Below are 15,898 nucleotides of genomic sequence, written 5' to 3'. Positions count from 1 at the left end.
GCGGCCGTCCCGCCGCTCCTCGCTCCTCAGGGAACGGCCACCTGCACACGTTCCCACGTGCCGCCCCTGAACAGCAGAGCCCGGCCGGGCGGCCCGATCCCGGTGGCGACGCTGCGCGGGAGCTGGACGCCGAACAGGTCGCCCTGGCCTGGCTGGTCGGGCCGCAACAGGAGTCCCGACCGGGTCCGCTTCATGGCCACGACGGGGCCCGAGTACATGCTGTCCAGGTCGTCGACGTTCCCGGCGCCGATCACGAGGTTCCCGCTGTCCCGCGACTCGCCGACGTGATCGGTGATCCAGTCCGCGAGCGGGCCGGAGTTCCCCAGCAGCTCCAGGTCGTCGATCAGCAGCGCGCAGCGGCCCGGGGCGGCGACGGCCTCGCGTACCCGCTCGGCGTCGGCATCGCCGCCGAAGCAGGCCCGGACGCCCGGACGGTCGCCGAACTCGCGCAGAGGGCTGAGCCGCGGGGTGACGAGCACCGCCTGCCAGCCCCTGTTCAGCAGGCACGTCAACATCGTGCACAGGGCCGTGCTCCGGCCCGACTTCGGTGTCCCGGCGACCACCAGCGCCGGGCCGTCCTCGCCGGTACGGAAGAACCGCGCGCCCAGCGTGTCGCCGCCCACCCCGACCACGACCGCGTCCGGCGGCGGCTCCTGACCGGCCGGCGCGAGCGTCTCGGCCAGCGTGATGCCGGACGGCAGCGCGTCCACGCGGAACGGCCGCCGCCCCGGCGGCAGGCTCCCGTGCCGGCCTTTCGCGGTACGCGCCACCTGGTGCAGGGCCGCGACCTGCGCCGTGCCGGCCGGATCGCGGTCGAGGAGCGCGACCTGCACCTCCCGCAGCTCGGACGTCGCGCGGAAGGCGCGGCCGGCGGGCATGTGCTCGGGAACGTCCCTGGTCTTCATCCCGACGTAGGTGTAGTCGGTGGGGTCGGTGAGCCTGAGCACCAGCCGGTCGTCGAAGAGCGTGGCGATCCGCCCGACCAGTGTGCTGCGGTCACCCGTCAGCACCACCTTCACCCCGGCGCCCGGTCCCTCCTGGAAGATCTGCATCCACTGGTCGATCAGCACGCCGTGGTCGACGGACTCGAAGGCCGCGTGGAAGCCCTCCCAGCGGTCGAAGAGCACGAGGACGTAGGGCAGCCGCTCCTCCGGCCGCACCGCGGCCCGCTGCTCGGTGACGTCGGCGAAGCCCTGCGCGGACAGCGCCTGCTGGCGCTCGACGATCGTCTCCAGGAGGCGTTTGGTCAGCCGTCCCAGCCGGTCGGGTGAGTCGCGGCCGACGACCGCGCCGCAGTGCGGCATCCCGGCCAGGGGCAGCAGGGCGTTGTTGCCGCAGTCCACGCCGTACAGGTGCACGTCGGCCGGGCCGCACAGGAGGCCGGCCGACGCGGCGATCGCGCGCAGCACGGTCGAGCGCCCGGTACGCCCGCCGCCCACCACGAGCAGGTGCCCGGCCGTGGCGAGGTCGTAGTACTCGGTCCGCCGCGACTGCTGGGACGGCAGGTCGGCCAGGGCGAACGGCAGCCGCAGCGCCCGCCCGTCGGAGGGCGGCAGCTCGGACATGGTGACGAGCTCGGGCAGCGGAGGCAGCCACGGGCTGCGCGTCCGTTCGAGCCCGAGCTGCGTGGCCGCCGCGCCCACCGCCTCCACCAGCACGGACAGGTCGGTCAGCATGGTGGCGTCGTCCTCGTCGCCGCCCGCAGGGGCCGCGGGCGGAGTGATGCCGAGGTCCTGCCAGGCGACCGGTTGGACGCGCACCTCCCGCGCCGCCGCCCGGCCCTGGCCCGGACGCCTCCCGCCGATCCGGGCCGACTGTACCGCGTGCAGTGAGGAGGCTCCTGACCTGATGAAACACCGTCCCGGAGTGGTCTTCGAGATCGCGGCGGCGTTGCGGGAGTCGATGACGTCCATGGACTCCTCGTTGCTCGTCACGCGCAGCGCGATCCGCAGGTTGGTGTTGGCCGCGATGTCGGGCGTGACCACGCCGCCGGGGCGCTGCGTGGCCAGGATCAGATGGACGCCGAGCGACCGGCCACGGCGGGCGATGTCCACCAGGCCGAGGATGAAGTCCGGCAGCTCGGTCACCATCGCCGCGAACTCGTCGATGACCAGGAGGAGCCGGGGCATCGGCTCCAGCGGCCGGCCCGCATCGCGGTAGTCGTTGTAGTCCTCGATGTCCTTGGCGTCCCCCCTGAGCAGCAGGTGCTCGCGCCGCCTGAGCTCGGCGGCCAGGGACTCCAGCGCCCGCTCGGTGAGGTGGCCGTCCAGGTCGGAGACCATGCCGACGGTGTGCGGCAGCTTGGCACAGTCCTTGAACGCGCTGCCGCCCTTGTAGTCGATGAGCACGAAGTTCATCTCGTCGGGCCGGTTGTGCACCGCGAGCGAGGCGATCAGCGACTGCAGCAGCTCCGACTTGCCGGCGCCCGTCGTTCCGGCGATCAGCCCGTGGGGGCCGTCGAGGCGCAGGTCCACGCTGTGGATTCCCTCCGCGCCCACGCCGATCGGCACCCGCGTCGTCCGGCCCCTTTCCCACAGGGTGTGGATCTGCTCGGGGCGGGGGCTGGGCAGGCCGAGCAGGTCCAGCAGCCGGGCCGAGGACGGGATGACCGAGTCGGCGTCCTCGCGGCCGATGTCCCGCAGGGGCGCGATCGCCCGGGCCAGCCGGTCGCACCACTCCACGCTGACCTGGTCGCCGACGGCCTCGGGCGGCACGTCGTGCTGGGCGCCGCCGCGCAGCCGTACCAGGCCGGGGCGCTCGTGCTCGCAGACGGCCACGACCGTGCACTCCTCCGGCAGCAGCCGCTGATCGTCGTCCACGCACAGGGCATAGATCCCCACCGTCGGCCCGAGCTGCAGGATCTGCGGGACTCCGGGCAGCCCGCGCAGCGCGCGGGCGCCGTCCAGCACCACCAGCACGTTGTACGGCTGCGCGCTGGCGTACCCGCCGGACGGTCCCTGCCCGAAGGAGAAGAGCGCACCGGCGTCGGGCGACCGGTGGCGTTCCCTGCGCGCGTTGATCTTACCGATCAGCTCGCCGATGCGCCGTGCGGCCGAGTCGGGGTCGTTGCCGACCAGGGCCACGCACTCCTCGCCCTCCCGGGGCACGCAGTGCGGCAGCCACCGGACCCAGTCCCAGTTCGCCACTCCCTGCGGGTCGGCGCTGAGCACGACGACCGCCAGGTCGCGCGGGCTGTGCAGGGCCGCCGCCTGCGCGACCAGCCAGCGGGCCAGCGATCGGGAGGCGGCCGGCCACCCGGTGAGGCCGATGACCCCGGCCTGGGGGAGCGGCAGCACCACGGGCACCGCGTGTGACACCGGAACCGGCGGCTGCTCCTTCGTCGCGGACATGACGCCCTGCTCCGGGACAAGCTCGATCTTGGACGGCAGGTCGGCCAGCCCGACCCGCAGATGCAGGGTGTCCGGATCGTGCAGGCGGCGCTCCCAGAGGCGCTGCCGTGGGCCGACGGCGTTCAGGAACACCTCGGCGGGGTCGGGGAACTCGGCCCGGCGATCCCGCTGGTCGGCCCTGCGCAGCTCCTCAAGTCGCTGCTCGAAGGCCGTCATGCGGGCCTGGTAGTCCTTCATGGCCTGGCGGTACTGTCTGCGCCCGTACCGTCGGTCGCTCCACCACTGCGCGACCATGGTGATCGGCGTCAGAAGCGCCATGAGCAGGAACCAGGGGGTGGACAGGGCGACGGCCATGACGACGCCGCCCGCCCCGAAGATCACGCTCGCCAGCAGTTGGAGGCGGTGGTAGTCCTGGCGTGCCGGATGGCCGGGCACCTCGACGGTGTGCACGACGGCCGGCTTGTTGAGGCGCGGCGGGCGGTTGTAGGCCAGGTTGCCCTCCGGCATGACGCTCACGTGCGCGTCCGGGGGAGTGGGCGCGGCCAGCGTGAGGAGGGTCATGCCGGCCTTGAGCACCCCGCCGACCGGCCACGGGACCGGCTCGTAGAGCCGCTCGCCGTCCAGCGTGACGCCGTCGGCCATGGGCGCCACCATGACGCCGCCCGCCTCCACCCGTAAGTCGGCGACGCAGTCGGGTGCGGCGGGGTCGTCGACCGTGATCGTGCACCACCGGCCCGATCCGACGGTGGCCGTCCCGTAGCCCAGGCGATGCACGCCGCCCGCGGACGGGCCGCCGCTGACCCGCACCTCGGCCACGCCGGCGGGCTGGTCGCCCTTCCTGGTGGCGGTGGCCGCCGTGGCGCTGAAGGCCACGACGTCGCCGTCCCGCAGCGCCGCGGCCACGGGCGCGTCCGGGTGCAGCGGCACGCCGTCCGCCCAGAGGCCCTGCGCCGGAACCTGGAGGTGCTTCTGGAAGGCGTGGACGAGGTGACCCACGGTGGCGCTCTCGTCGCCGCTGATCACGACGTCGCGCAGCCCCCGGCCGGTCAGCGCGCTGAGGGAGAGGCGCATCAGGAACACCGCCCATTGTTCGCTTTCGCCACGCAGGCAGCATAGCGACCGCCTTTCTCCAGATTTGTCATGATCATTCAGCTATCATGACGCTCCGGGGTGAGAATGATCATTCGGAAAGGCTGCTGCGCATGGGTTTTCTAGGCGGAAAACCGGACAACATGGACGCGGGCGCCCAAGGGATGGCCGGCGTTCACTCGAGCCTCACGGGGTTGATGACCGAGGTGACAAGTGCTTTGCGCGGAGTCGCGGCGGCTTCGGAGAACAGCGTCCCTCCGGCCGCCAGTGACGCCACCGCCGGTTTCCGGCGCACGGCCGGGCACCTGACGGCGGACGTGAATTACCTCGGCCAGGCGCTGCGGGCCATGTCGGCGAATCTGCGCAAGACGACGGGAGGCGAATGAGGTGACCGCCCCTTTCAAGGTCCCGAAAGGCGACCCTGGAGCGCTCCGCCGCGAGGCCGCCCGCCTCGGCCGCGCCGCCGAGGACCTGCTCCGGGCCTCCAGGCAGGTCGAGGCCCACGCGGTCACCGCGCTCAACGGCTGGACCGGCATCCACGCCGCCATGTTCGCCGTCAGCGCCGGCGGCACCTTCACCGCGCTGGAAGTCGAAGGAAACGCCCTCAAAGCGGTCAGCCAGGGGGTGAAGAGGTACGCCGCGGCCCTGGAGAAGGCGCAGAAGGAAATGCGCGACTGGATCATCCGGGGATACGAGGACGACGAGAGGGAGCTCGCCAAGCCCGGCTTGTCCGCAGAGCGGCAATCGTACCTGAGAGGCCGATTATTTACCTTTTGGCCGCAAATGGCAGAAGGGAACAAGGGCGACCTTCTGCGGGACGGCGACAAGGCCACCGCACCCCTCTATGCGCTGGCCCAGCTGAAGCTGGAGAAGAAGGCGGACCCCGACCCGAAGGGCCTGCTGGACCGTTTCCGGCACTCGGCGCAGTACAAGGGTTACGCGGCCTTCAAGGGCGCCACGGACCCCGTGCTCGCCTTCCTCGGGCTCCTGGACGGGGGCACCAAGGCCGCCACCGTGTTCCAGTACCTGAAGCAGGGCGTGCTCGGCAAGATGGCCAAGCGCAAGCTCTCCAGGGCCGAGCTCGAGAAGGCGCTGATCACCCAGCTCTGGAGGGAGGGCGGCACACCGCGCGGCGAGCTGGGGGCCAGGGCCCGCGAGCTGGCCGGAAAGATCGCGGCCGCGAACCAGCGGGTGGAGACGGCCGAGCGCATCATGGCCGAGGCGCGGCCCCAGCTCGCGGCCGACCTGGGTGAGGGCCTGGCCGCGGGCAGGTACGCCAAGGTGGCCAAGGGCCTGGCCAAGGGCTCCGCGGTCCTGGGCATCATCGCCGGGGTCGACGACATCCTCAACAATCAGGACACGGGCTGGGTCCGGACCGGCAACTACGTCGCCGGCGGCTCGGGGATCGCGGGCGGCCTGCTGGTCCTGTTCGGCGGCGTCATCGGCTCGTTCACCGGCGCGACGGAGGCGGTCGTCATCACCGGCCTCGCCCTCGGGACCATCTCGGCGGGCTGGACGTTCGGCAAGTGGGGGGTCGAGAAGGGCAAGGAGAACAAGCAGGCCAGGGGCGTCGGCAACTGGCTGAAGAAGCACACGACCGACAAGGCCGCCGACGGCTGGCGGAAGCTCACCTGGTCCTTGACCCATCCTGCGAGGTGACATGGAATCCCTGCTCGAACGCGCGCGGACCGCGTACGTGCCCGTCATCGCTCTCACCGACGAAGAGCTCACCGTGCTCGACGGCCCCGACGCCGACCAGCTCGCCCCCCGCCCCTGGTACGACTCCCAGGACCCGGCAGCCAGGGACACCGCCTGCATGGTGGCCCTGCGCAGCCTGGTCGCGCGCGGCATCGCCCGCCCGGAGCCGACCGGCGAGGGCGACGACGACGTCGCACTGCTGCTCTCCGAGGACCTGCAGGACCTGCTCGCCGCCCGCCGTACGCCCCGGCACGTCGTGATGGCCGAGCGGATCCTCGCCGACAGCAGGCAGGCCCGCGTCTTCTACGTCGGCCCCGGGCCCGTGGCCGTGGAGGAGAACGTCAACGAGAGCGGCCTGCACGGCCTGGCCATCGGGCCGATCGAGCGGCTGGCCGAACGGTTCGCCGAGTTCTGCGACCCGCACGCGGGAGCCGGGCAGCGGCAGGGGAACGGGCTGCGGCGGGTCGCACTCACCGACATCGCGCGCGGCGTGGGCCAGGACATCTTCGCCGAGGCCCTGGCGATCACCCAGATCAGCCACCACCGCCTCGGCCCGGCCGACGAAGTCGAGGAGACACGCTGGACGATCTACGCGCCACAGGGCCGCGTGGTGCTGGCCGAACCTGAGGCGGACGGCGAGGACGGCGTGCTCGTCCTGACCGATCTCGGGCCGCGCGAGCTCCGCGAACACCTCCTCGACCTGCTCCGCCCGTCTGTCTGAGCTCCCACGGCCCCACCCTGAACGGCCTGCCACCCGCCGGCCGCGTACCCGACCTCACTGGACAGAACAACTGGCGACGCGCGACGCCGTGCTCGTCAGCGCGGGACTCGACGCGGTGACGACCGCCGCCGCTGTCCGAGGGACACATGCCAGGTCAGAGCAGGTGAGGCAATTTGTTGACCTGCGGCGATACGGGCTTGGGGATCGGACGGAATTTAGGTTCTGATCGGTCGGGACCGCCCATGTACCGGATGGCAAGATCCATACTGGCTGGCCGAACCGTGCGGCGGAGATGATGTCGCTGACACCCATGCTGGTCATCTGGGGGCGGTGAGGTCGGCGTTCTTGAACCGCGCCAGACCGTGGACCTCGCCATCCACATGTAGCAGCTGCACGACGCCCGAGCCCGTGGCGAGCGTCCTCCCGCTGATGCCCTGCTCGGCCTGCCACCTTGTCGGGCGGTCGGCTCATATGCTGGCGGGCCTCCGGTCAGAAGGCCCGCCACGCCGAACTCACCTCAGAATGTAGAGGCGGTGGACCGGCCCCACCAGGATCTTCTTACACTTGTAGTCCTTCGCGTAGCGGACGGCCTTGTAGTAGCGCCCCGCGACCTGGCACGCCACTTTGCCGCCGAGATGCCCGCTACGCCCGGCGCCAACGAGACCGCCACAGCTGCGGTGAGCGCTGCCGTGATCATACGAACTCCGTGTCATTGAGCACGTTGCTCGGGGACCGCACGGTACTTCAGTCGGCCGCCGTTGCGAGCGGCCTCCCGGCTCACCGTGGATACCGGGCGGCCGATCGACACGGCGATCGAACGTAGTGAGGCGCTCCACCCTCGAGACCGCGGCAGATCGAGTTCCGATCCTCCGCGCTCAAAGGCTCTGGCGGTCATCGGGATGCGCACCGACTTCTTCGGCCACTACGCCGCCTACCCGAGCTGGCACCGGCCCTGGCCCGCCCGCTCGTGGTCGGGCCGATGACCGCGGCGCAACTGCGCCAAGCCGTCGAGAAATCGGCCCACGCTCGCGCAGCTCACACTCGAGGCGGGGCTGGCGGAGCGCATTCTGGAGGACTGGGGAGCGACCTGTGCCGAGGACGGCGTCTTCCCCACGGTCTCAGCGACCCCGGCGGTGTCCTGCCGTTGATGTCGCACACCCTGCTCACCACCTGGAAGCACCGCGCGGGGCAGCAGCTGACCTTGGCCAGCCATCAGGCGACCGGCGGGGTCAGCCGGTCGCTGGCCCACACCGCCGATGCCGGTCCCGGCAGAGTGGGACCGGCCGACCGCGCCCGGCGGATGCTGACGCGGCCCGCCAGGTCCTCGACCAGTTCGTCAAGGACCGGCCGGTGTCCATGGACAGCGACGTTGTGGACGACAACGCGGACGGCACGGCCGAGTTCACAGAGCCTGTTACGGGCACTTGCCAACCTCACGCTGGAACTGGCCGGCAACGACCCAGGAGTGGTCGATCGCTCCCGCGCCCGGCTCAAGAGCCGGGCGCGATGGCAGGTTGCGCTGGTTCGATGCACGCCACCCGCGACTACACCATCGTCCTCCGCACGCGGGTGGGACGACCTCATAGGGGGTCACCCAGCAGGTCGAGGAACCTTCGCAGGCTCCGTTCCGGGTGTGGACGACCTCGTAGAAATGGGGTCGGGCCGGCCAAGGCCGAGCATGGGGCGCATGCGGTCGGCGTAGGAGCGCTGGACGTGCTCCAACGTCGTCGTGACGAGGGCTGCCTGTCGGGCTACCGCGAGAAACTACCGGCCTTGTTCATGGGAAAGCCGCCGGGCACTCGCCCAGGCATGCCGGACCCTAGCCGAGATCAAGACTTCGCAACTGAGGCCACTGGCTGACTGGAGACGGGAGTCCAGCAGCGAGCGAGGACGGCGTGCCGGATGACGGGAGCCGGATCGGCCAAGAGGATTACGTCCGGGTCTGTGGGAGCCGGGGGAGACTTCCTCCGGCCACCCAACGGCCCTTAAGTCGACCCTTCTCACTCTGGCAGGGCGTCAGAACTCCCAGGTGTCGTCGCGCAGGAGCACCACCTTCCCGCCGGGCCCCAGCCCGGTGACGGTGACGTCCGGGCCGCCCACCATGAAGTCGACGTGCACGCGCGAGGTGTTCACGCCTGCCGCGTCCAGCCGTGCGGGGTCGTCCGTGCGCAGGTGGGCGGGCACGCCCGGAGGCAGCCCGGCGCCCCAGGCCAGGTGGCAGGTGGCGTTCTCGTCCAGAAGGGTCTCCAGGTAGGTGATGCCGCTTTCGCCCACCCGCGAGGAACGGTCGACCAGAGCGAGCTCGCCCAGCCGGGCCGCTCCCGCGTCGGTGGCCTGGTGCGCGCGGACGACGTCGGCTCCGGTGCTCGCTCTCACGTCGGTCACGACGCCATCGGCGAAGGTCAGCTCCAGGTCGCGGATGAGGGTGCCGTCGAGGGACAGCGGCCGGGTGGCGCGGACCGTACCGGTGACGCGCCGGTAGTCAGGGGTGGTGAATACTTCCTCGGTCGGCAGGTTGGCCTGGAACGGGCGGCCATTGACGTCCTCCAGGCGGGCGGCGGTCCAGTGGGCGTCCGGGAGCAGTCCGATGGTCAGGTCGGTGCCGGGGCCCTCGAACCGCACGGCGTCCAGGCGCATCTCGGTGAGCCGTCGAGCGCGATCGAGCAGTTCGGCGATGCGCTGCCGCCACGCCTCGCGCGGATCGGGCTCGTCCAGACGGAGGATGCGGCGCAGGTGCCGCCACAGCGTGGCCTGGTCGGGTTCGCCGAAGACGGCACGGGCCCACTCGGGGGTGGGGTAGGGGACGATCGTCCAGCGGACCAGGTTGTTGAGCTGGAGCCGCTGCCGTGAGGTCAGCGACGGCATGCGGTCCAGTCCGACGCGGATCGGATCCAGCCCGGCCAGGAGGTCGGGGGCAGAGGCGCCGCGGACGTTGACGATGATGCCGCCGTTCCGCCCCAGTTCGTCGTTGCGGGCGTCGAGCCACGAGGGCACCTCGGCCAGGCTCGCGGTGTTGGCGTGCCGGAGTCGGGATCGTTTGGCGTGCGGATCGAAGTACCAGATGTCGGCGTAGCGGGCGCCTCTGGCGTAGGCGGCCTCGGCCAGGGCGCGGGCGAGCGGGGCGTGCTCGATCTCGGCGTTGATCAGCACCCGGTCGTCCGCCAGCAGGGGCACGGCCACGTCGAACACGACGTCGGCATAGCCGGACAGGTCAGCGGGGGGAATGGTCAAGGGGGGCTCCTTCTGTTCGTGGTGGCGCATGGGCAGGAACAGCAGCACTCCGGCGGCGGACACGGCGCCCACGAGGGCGAAGCCGCCGGCCAGGCCGAACCGGTCGGCGAGGACGCCGAGGGACAGGGCAGCGCTGAGGAATCCGACGTCGAAGAAGGCCGTCGTGGTGGCGACGGCGGATCCGCGCTCGCCGGCGGGCAGGCCGTGCACCGCCATCCTGAGGAAGGCGGGCAGCCCGAGGCCCTGCCCGGCGCCGATCAGCGCGATCGCGCACCATGTCCCGACCGGCGAGGGCCAGGCGGCAAGCAGGATCGATCCCGTCCCGGTCAGCAGGAGGGAGGCGACGGCCAGGCGCGTCGGGGCGGCCGTGGCGAGCAGGCGATGTCCGGCCAGTCGGACGGCGACGAGGACGCCGCCGTAGACCAGGAAATGGAGGCCGCCGGAGCCGCCGCCGAGCGCGGCGAGGTGCAGCGGCAGGAAGGCGCTGATGGCGGTGTAGCCCCACACGGAGGCCAGGTAGCCGAAGCCGGGTCGTAGAGCGGACGCGTGATACAGCCGGGCCCGCCCGGTTCCCGGATCCGGGCCGGTCCTCTCCGTGTCAGGGCTCATGGTCTTCGGCAGGGTGAAGCCGAGCCCAGCCGACCCCAGCGCCACGGCCGCGGCGGTGATCCAGACGGCGGCGAACCCGGACGCGGCGTACAGTGTCTCGGCGATGACAGGCCCCGTGAGCAGGCCGGCGTTGACGACGACGGAGAAGTGGTTGATCGCCGCGCCGGGCCGCCGGTGGTCGCTGGCCAGAGTGGCGAGGCCCACGTAGGCGAGCGCCTCACCGACGCCGGCGACGCCGCGCAGGACGAAGAAGAGCGGCAACTGTCCGACGGCGAGCAGCGCGAGGGACGTGCCGGACAGCAGCAGCGCGCCCGCGCACAGGGCCGTGCGGCGTCCGGCCCTGTCGGCCACCCGTCCGGCCATCGGGCGGGCGAGCACCCCGGCCGCCGCGGTGACGGCCAGCGAGACGCCCACCATGCCCGCCTGCTGGCCCAGCGGGCCAGTGAGGTACCGCGGAACCGCCGGGACGAGCAGTCCGATCGACAGGAACGCGCCGGCCGTGCAGCCGAGCAGGCGGCCGATCATCGTTCGTCACGTAATTCGAGCAGGATCGCGGTCATGCTGACCTTGACGCCGTCGTGCGGCGGTCCGGCTTTGTCGTGCAGGAGCGCCACGGCCTGGTCGATCAGGCCGACGATCTCCTCCCAGACGGGCCTGGCCAGCCACACCTCGGCGTCCATGGACGTGCGCCGGCGATCGGCCTCAGCCAGACGCCTGGCCAGGTCGGTGCTCATCGCCTGGTGGAGGAGTTGCCGTCCCTCGGACCGGTCGAGGCGCTCGCCGCTGGATGGGTCGTACCGGTAGCGCAGCTGCGGGCGGCCCTTGCCTGCCCGCGGACGCTCGTCCGTCTGCTGGAGGAAGCCCGCTTTGGCCAACTGGCGCAGGTGGTAGCTGGCCGAGGCGTGCGCGATGCCGAGTTCGTCGGCGACCTCGGTGGCCGACATCGACGCGCCGGTGAGCAGCGACACGATGCGGATACGCAGCGGGTTGGCCAGGGCGCGCAGGGGGACAAGGTCATCCCGATTTTCCAAAGGCACCTTGGGATACTAATTTTCCCAACAGCTCTTGGGAAGAGGTGGCTTGCCGGTCTGCCAGAACGAGCGACATCCGTTAGGGTTCACCGATGCTGCTGACGATCCTTGGCGGATGCGGTGCGTGGCCGGCGGCGGGCCAGGCCTGCAGTGGTTACCTCGTGGAGCACGACGGGTTCAGGCTGCTCGTCGACCTCGGATCTGGGACGGTGCCGCGACTGCTGGAACGGGTCGACGCCGATCAGATCGATGCGGTGTTCATCAGTCACGGACATCCCGACCACTGCGCCGACCTGAACCCGCTGCTCCGGGCGCGAACAATGCGTGATGACCCACCGGCGCCGTTGCCGGTGTACTCGCTGCCCGGCGCCCTGGACGCGGTGCTCGCGCTGGACCGCCCAGGAGTGCTGACCGACGCCTACGTCCTGCACGAGTTCACCGACGGCAGCAGATTCGACATCGGTCCGTTCCGCGCACAGACTCGCCTGCTGCCGCACTCGGTACCCAATGCCGGCATACGGCTGGCAGCGGGCGGACGGGTGCTCGCGTATACCGGCGACAGCGGCCCGAGCCCCGACAGGGTGGAACTGGCGCGTGACGCTGACCTGCTACTCGCCGAGGCCACCTATGTGAACCAGGTCCCGGAGGATGCCCGGCGTCACCTGTCCAGCGCCCGTCAGGCAGGCCGGCAAGCGCTGGAAGCCCATGTCCGGCACCTGCTGCTGACGCACCTGCAGCCAGGCGCGGACACCTCGGCCGCGCGAGCCGCCGCCCGGGCCGAATACGACGGTGAGATCGGCATCGCCACGTCCGGGCTCACCGTCGACCTCTCGTGCGCCAAGGTCGCAGGGATCGAAGAACGTTCACCGGACGCAGGCTTGGACAGAACTCCACCCTGTGGGAGCCCGAAACCCGGCCGTTGAGGTTGACCTGGGGTTCGGCGTTCCTGTCCTGGCGGGCATGATCGCTGTTCATGGCGTTGCGGTTGCCATCTGATCTTCGTCAAGCCAAGCCGGCGCACGTTGTGATCAGCAGGGCGATCCGGATGACCTGCGTGGACGACATTGTCGGCCAGGAACGCCTACGCGAGCACGAACACTTTCACAACCAGCACCGCGCCCACCGTCCTGAACCAAGCAGCCCCGCTGCGTCCCCTCGTGGACCCGATCATCCACCCTGAGCGAACCACCAGCCTGAACATACGCCGACAGGCCGGCTCGACGGCGTCATCTACAAAGATCCGCATGCCGCTTGAACTGCATTGATGAGATTTTCCGGCAGGTGCAGAGTCGACCAGCCCGCCTCACGCGACGCAGTCGAACTCACCACACAAGCAGCATCACAGAAGTCGATCGCCTGGTTACACCACTCCACGGACGACATCCTGACCGATCGCAACTACATCAGGATTGACTTATATAAGTTGCGACTGAAATTATGGCTCCTGCGCGCACTCGACGTGGTCGGCGGCGCCATCGGCATCTAGTTGGAGCGCTTTCGCAAATTCTGGAGCCGGCACCTGGACGCGCGGGCCACTGAAGTCGCGCGCGGCCCGGCGCGAGCGCCGACCAGGCTCGAACGACGAGAAGAAGGACGAATGATCGACATCGTCAATCAAATAGACGCCACCCAGCGGGAGATCGGCAACCAGTCGGTCGCCGTCGGCGCGGGACGCTCACTGCTGCTGCGGCGCACGTACGACGCCACGATCGAGGCCGTGTGGAGCGCCTGCACCGACCCCGACCGGATCAGCCGATGGCTCACCCTGATCGACGGCGACCTGCGGCTCGGCGGCACGTTCCAGCTCAAGGACAACGCCGGCGGGGAGATCCTGCGCTGCGAGAAGCCCCATCTGATCAAGGTGACCTGGGTATTGGGGGAGGGCATGCTCACCGAGGTCGAATTGCGCCTGGCGCCCGGCGGTGACGGCGGTGGGACCGTGCTGGAGCTGGAGCACGCCGCACCTGCCGAGATCGTCGATGAGATGGCACGTACGTACGGGCCCGGTACCACGATCGGCATAGGAGTCGGCTGGGACCTCGCGCTGCTCGGTCTCGACCTGTTCCTGCGCCGCGTCACGTTCGACCCCGCGACCTGGGGCCACACGCCCGAGGGGAAGGAGTTCGTCACCGCCAGTTGCCACGCCTGGGGACCCACGGTCCAGGCCGTTTGGGGCGCCGGCGACGACGACTTCGCCGCGGCCGTCGCCTTCGCCGCGCAGCACTTCGCCCCCGAGACCGGCAGGGACGGCGACAGATGAGCCGCCGCGCGGTGAGTCGTCCCGTTCTCAAGAGAGGAGCAGGCCGGATGATCGACAACCCCGCCACCACAGCGGTCAGCAGGGCGACGCGGACGCTGCTGATGTGCGGCACCGTCGCCGGCCCGCTCTACATCATCGTGGTCCTGCTGCAGATGCTCACCAGGGACGGGTTCGACATCAGCCGGTACCCGGCCAGCATGCTGAGCAACGGCGACGAAGGGTGGATTCAGATCGCCAACTTCGCGGTCAGCGGCCTGCTGTTCGTGGCCGGAGCGGTCGGCCTGCACCGGGCTCGTGGTCCGGCGGGCTGGGGCGGCGCCTGGGGGCCGCGACTGGTCGGCGTCTTCGGCGCCGGGATGATCGCCGCTGCCTGCTTCTCCGCCGACCCTGCCGACGGCTTCCCGCCCGGGACGCCCGTCGGCCCGCCCACAAGCATGAGCACGCAGGCGATGCTGCACCTCCTTGTCTCCGGGATCGCCTTTCTCGCGCTGATCGCCGCGTGTTTCGCGTTCGGCCGGCGGTTCGCGGCGGCCAGCCGCCGCGGCTGGGCCGCCCTCAGCCTGGTGACCGGCGCGCTCTTCGTGACGGCCTGGATCTCGATCTTCGCGGCGCAGGGCTCCAGGGTGGCCAATGTCGCCTTCGCCCTCACCATCGCGCTCAGCATGGCATGGGCGTCGCTCCTGGCCGCGTACCGGCTGGCTTCGACCCGACGTCATCGCGGCGTCGCCCTGACCGTGGTTTGAGCGGGCATCGACCATGTCACCACGCACCTGAGCCATCCGCAGCCAAGCACTCCCGAGCGCCACGGCTACCGGATCGAGTTCGAATGGCAAGACAGTGGTCCGCCCCGGAATGTCCTGGAGCTCCTGCTCGACCCCGTCGGAGTCATCATCGGTGGGAGCTCGAAGGCCGAGAGAGTGGTGCGGGCCTGTCTCAATTGTGGTGATCGGCATATTCGCCCAGCAGGGTGCGGAGGTGCCGCTCACCCAAGATCAGCAGCCTGCTGGTGCACTCCGTGCGTGCGGTGCGGACCCATCGCTCGGCGAACGCGTTGGTGCGTGGTGCGCGCGGCGGGATCTTCAGCGCCTGAATGTCGTCGCCTGTGAACACCTCATCGAAGCCGCTGGTGAACCCTTGGCGGCCGGTGTCCTGATCGCCATCATCTCCTCTCCTGCTTCGTCGGCCCGGGCATCCGCCACGGCGGCCAACCCGTGCGGCCAGAGCTACGTCCTGCGCAGCAGTGTTCTGGTTACTCAGCGATGGGACTGGAACAAGAAGAACAGCCGGACCTTCGTGGCTCCGGTGGCCACGATCAACATCTACTCCCGCGCCGGGTGGGGCCGAAGAACGCGAATCAAGCGCATTATCCTGCAGGTGCCCTGGCCGACCAAGCCCGGCCAGGGCTCCCAGGATCTCTACGGCGAGTGGTTCGACGCCAAAGACGTCGAGATCACCTCCCAATCGGCGGCCCGCTTGGCGGTACGTGGAGGAGACCGTAGCCCTGCTGCGCGCCCGCGGTCCCAAGCTCGGCCCCGCCTTACGCAAGACCGTACGGGAAGGTCTGCACTACCTGGTGCTGGACGGCACGCTCATCCCCACCGACCGGGTGCGCGCCGACCGGTCGTACTACTCGGCCAAGCACCGCAGGCACGGGATGAACGTCCAGGTCATCGCCTCTCCGGACGGCAGCGTCGTCTGGACCTCCGGCTCGCTGCCGGGCAGCACCCACGACCTGACCGCTGCCCGCACCTGGGGCATCCTGCGCGCGCTGGCCCAGGCCGGCATCTTGACCCTGGCCGACAAGGGTTACCAAGGCGCCGAAGGCCCGGTGGCCACGCCGTACAAGGGCCGCAACAAGCCCTTGTCGCAGAAGGCGGCCAACCGCTCCCACGCCCGGCTCCGGGGACCG

Annotated in this window: 12 protein-coding genes and 1 pseudogene; 9 read left to right on the top strand and 4 right to left on the bottom strand. The window is 70.6% G+C overall.

The window, feature by feature from the left end; all coding sequences use genetic code 11:
* Positions 1-26 precede the first annotated feature (26 nt).
* Positions 27-4,421, bottom strand: coding sequence for an FtsK/SpoIIIE domain-containing protein (locus ACWCSU_RS51280; RefSeq protein WP_449944617.1), 4,395 nt, complete (start codon positions 4,419-4,421; stop codon positions 27-29).
* A gap of 86 nt (positions 4,422-4,507) precedes the next feature.
* Between ACWCSU_RS51280 and ACWCSU_RS51275 the strand changes: the two genes are divergently transcribed.
* The 4 genes from ACWCSU_RS51275 (at position 4,508) to ACWCSU_RS51260 (ending at position 8,560) form a co-directional block, all read left to right on the top strand.
* The gene (locus tag ACWCSU_RS51275; RefSeq protein ID WP_449944614.1) at positions 4,508-4,825 is read left to right on the top strand and encodes a hypothetical protein; all 318 of its coding nucleotides are present in this window, start codon (positions 4,508-4,510) and stop codon (positions 4,823-4,825) included.
* A gap of 1 nt (position 4,826) precedes the next feature.
* Complete coding sequence (locus tag ACWCSU_RS51270) at positions 4,827-6,098, top strand: hypothetical protein (RefSeq protein WP_449944611.1); 1,272 nt, start codon at positions 4,827-4,829, stop codon at positions 6,096-6,098.
* Between the two features lies 1 nt (position 6,099).
* On the top strand, positions 6,100-6,858 hold the full coding sequence (locus ACWCSU_RS51265; RefSeq protein ID WP_449944609.1) for a hypothetical protein: 759 nt from the start codon (positions 6,100-6,102) through the stop codon (positions 6,856-6,858).
* A gap of 853 nt (positions 6,859-7,711) precedes the next feature.
* Positions 7,712-8,560 carry an nSTAND1 domain-containing NTPase gene (locus ACWCSU_RS51260; protein ID WP_449944651.1) on the top strand — a complete coding sequence of 283 codons (849 nt, stop codon included), beginning with the start codon at positions 7,712-7,714 and terminating at the stop codon, positions 8,558-8,560.
* A gap of 314 nt (positions 8,561-8,874) precedes the next feature.
* On the opposite strand, the gene ACWCSU_RS51255 is transcribed toward ACWCSU_RS51260, so the two are convergent.
* A complete protein-coding gene (locus tag ACWCSU_RS51255) occupies positions 8,875-11,223 on the bottom strand; it encodes an aminopeptidase (RefSeq protein ID WP_449944606.1) in 2,349 nt (782 codons plus the stop codon).
* On the bottom strand, positions 11,220-11,735 hold the full coding sequence (locus ACWCSU_RS51250) for an ArsR/SmtB family transcription factor (protein ID WP_449944603.1): 516 nt from the start codon (positions 11,733-11,735) through the stop codon (positions 11,220-11,222). Before ACWCSU_RS51250 ends, ACWCSU_RS51255 begins: the two co-directional genes overlap by 4 nt.
* Positions 11,736-11,821: 86 nt before the next feature.
* On the opposite strand from ACWCSU_RS51250, the gene ACWCSU_RS51245 reads away from it, so the two are divergent.
* From ACWCSU_RS51245 to ACWCSU_RS51230, 4 genes are all read left to right on the top strand, one after another.
* Entirely contained in the window at positions 11,822-12,652 is an 831-nt protein-coding gene (locus ACWCSU_RS51245) for an MBL fold metallo-hydrolase (protein ID WP_449944601.1), read from the top strand.
* A 341-nt stretch (positions 12,653-12,993) separates the two neighbouring features.
* Positions 12,994-13,215, top strand: coding sequence for a hypothetical protein (locus ACWCSU_RS51240; protein ID WP_449944598.1), 222 nt, complete (start codon positions 12,994-12,996; stop codon positions 13,213-13,215).
* Positions 13,216-13,326: 111 nt separating this feature from the next.
* Positions 13,327-13,989: an SRPBCC domain-containing protein gene (locus ACWCSU_RS51235; RefSeq protein WP_449944596.1), complete on the top strand. Its 663-nt coding sequence runs from the start codon at positions 13,327-13,329 to the stop codon at positions 13,987-13,989.
* Positions 13,990-14,036: 47 nt separating this feature from the next.
* Complete coding sequence (locus ACWCSU_RS51230; protein WP_449944593.1) at positions 14,037-14,732, top strand: DUF998 domain-containing protein; 696 nt, start codon at positions 14,037-14,039, stop codon at positions 14,730-14,732.
* 190 nt (positions 14,733-14,922) lie between these two features.
* Here the strand turns inward: ACWCSU_RS51230 and ACWCSU_RS51225 are convergent, their stop codons facing one another.
* Positions 14,923-15,099: an integrase core domain-containing protein gene (locus ACWCSU_RS51225; RefSeq protein ID WP_449944590.1), complete on the bottom strand. Its 177-nt coding sequence runs from the start codon at positions 15,097-15,099 to the stop codon at positions 14,923-14,925.
* A 364-nt stretch (positions 15,100-15,463) separates the two neighbouring features.
* Between ACWCSU_RS51225 and ACWCSU_RS51220 the strand changes: the two are divergent.
* Positions 15,464-15,898 (top strand): annotated as a pseudogene (locus ACWCSU_RS51220) (transposase family protein); the annotation flags it as partial.

The sequence above is a fragment of the Nonomuraea sp. NPDC001699 genome, assembly GCF_053596455.1.
The sequence above is the reverse complement of the archived record's forward strand: the minus strand, read 5'-3'. Positions and strand labels throughout refer to the sequence as shown.

Coding starts and splice junctions, on each gene's coding strand:
- ACWCSU_RS51280 (WP_449944617.1), bottom strand. CDS start 4,421: ATGCGCCTCTCCCTCAGCGCGCTGACCGGCCGGGGGCTGCGCGACGTC.
- ACWCSU_RS51275 (WP_449944614.1), top strand. CDS start 4,508: ATGACGCTCCGGGGTGAGAATGATCATTCGGAAAGGCTGCTGCGCATG.
- ACWCSU_RS51265 (WP_449944609.1), top strand. CDS start 6,100: ATGGAATCCCTGCTCGAACGCGCGCGGACCGCGTACGTGCCCGTCATC.
- ACWCSU_RS51255 (WP_449944606.1), bottom strand. CDS start 11,223: ATGATCGGCCGCCTGCTCGGCTGCACGGCCGGCGCGTTCCTGTCGATC.
- ACWCSU_RS51245 (WP_449944601.1), top strand. CDS start 11,822: ATGCTGCTGACGATCCTTGGCGGATGCGGTGCGTGGCCGGCGGCGGGC.
- ACWCSU_RS51240 (WP_449944598.1), top strand. CDS start 12,994: ATGAGATTTTCCGGCAGGTGCAGAGTCGACCAGCCCGCCTCACGCGAC.
- ACWCSU_RS51235 (WP_449944596.1), top strand. CDS start 13,327: ATGATCGACATCGTCAATCAAATAGACGCCACCCAGCGGGAGATCGGC.
- ACWCSU_RS51230 (WP_449944593.1), top strand. CDS start 14,037: ATGATCGACAACCCCGCCACCACAGCGGTCAGCAGGGCGACGCGGACG.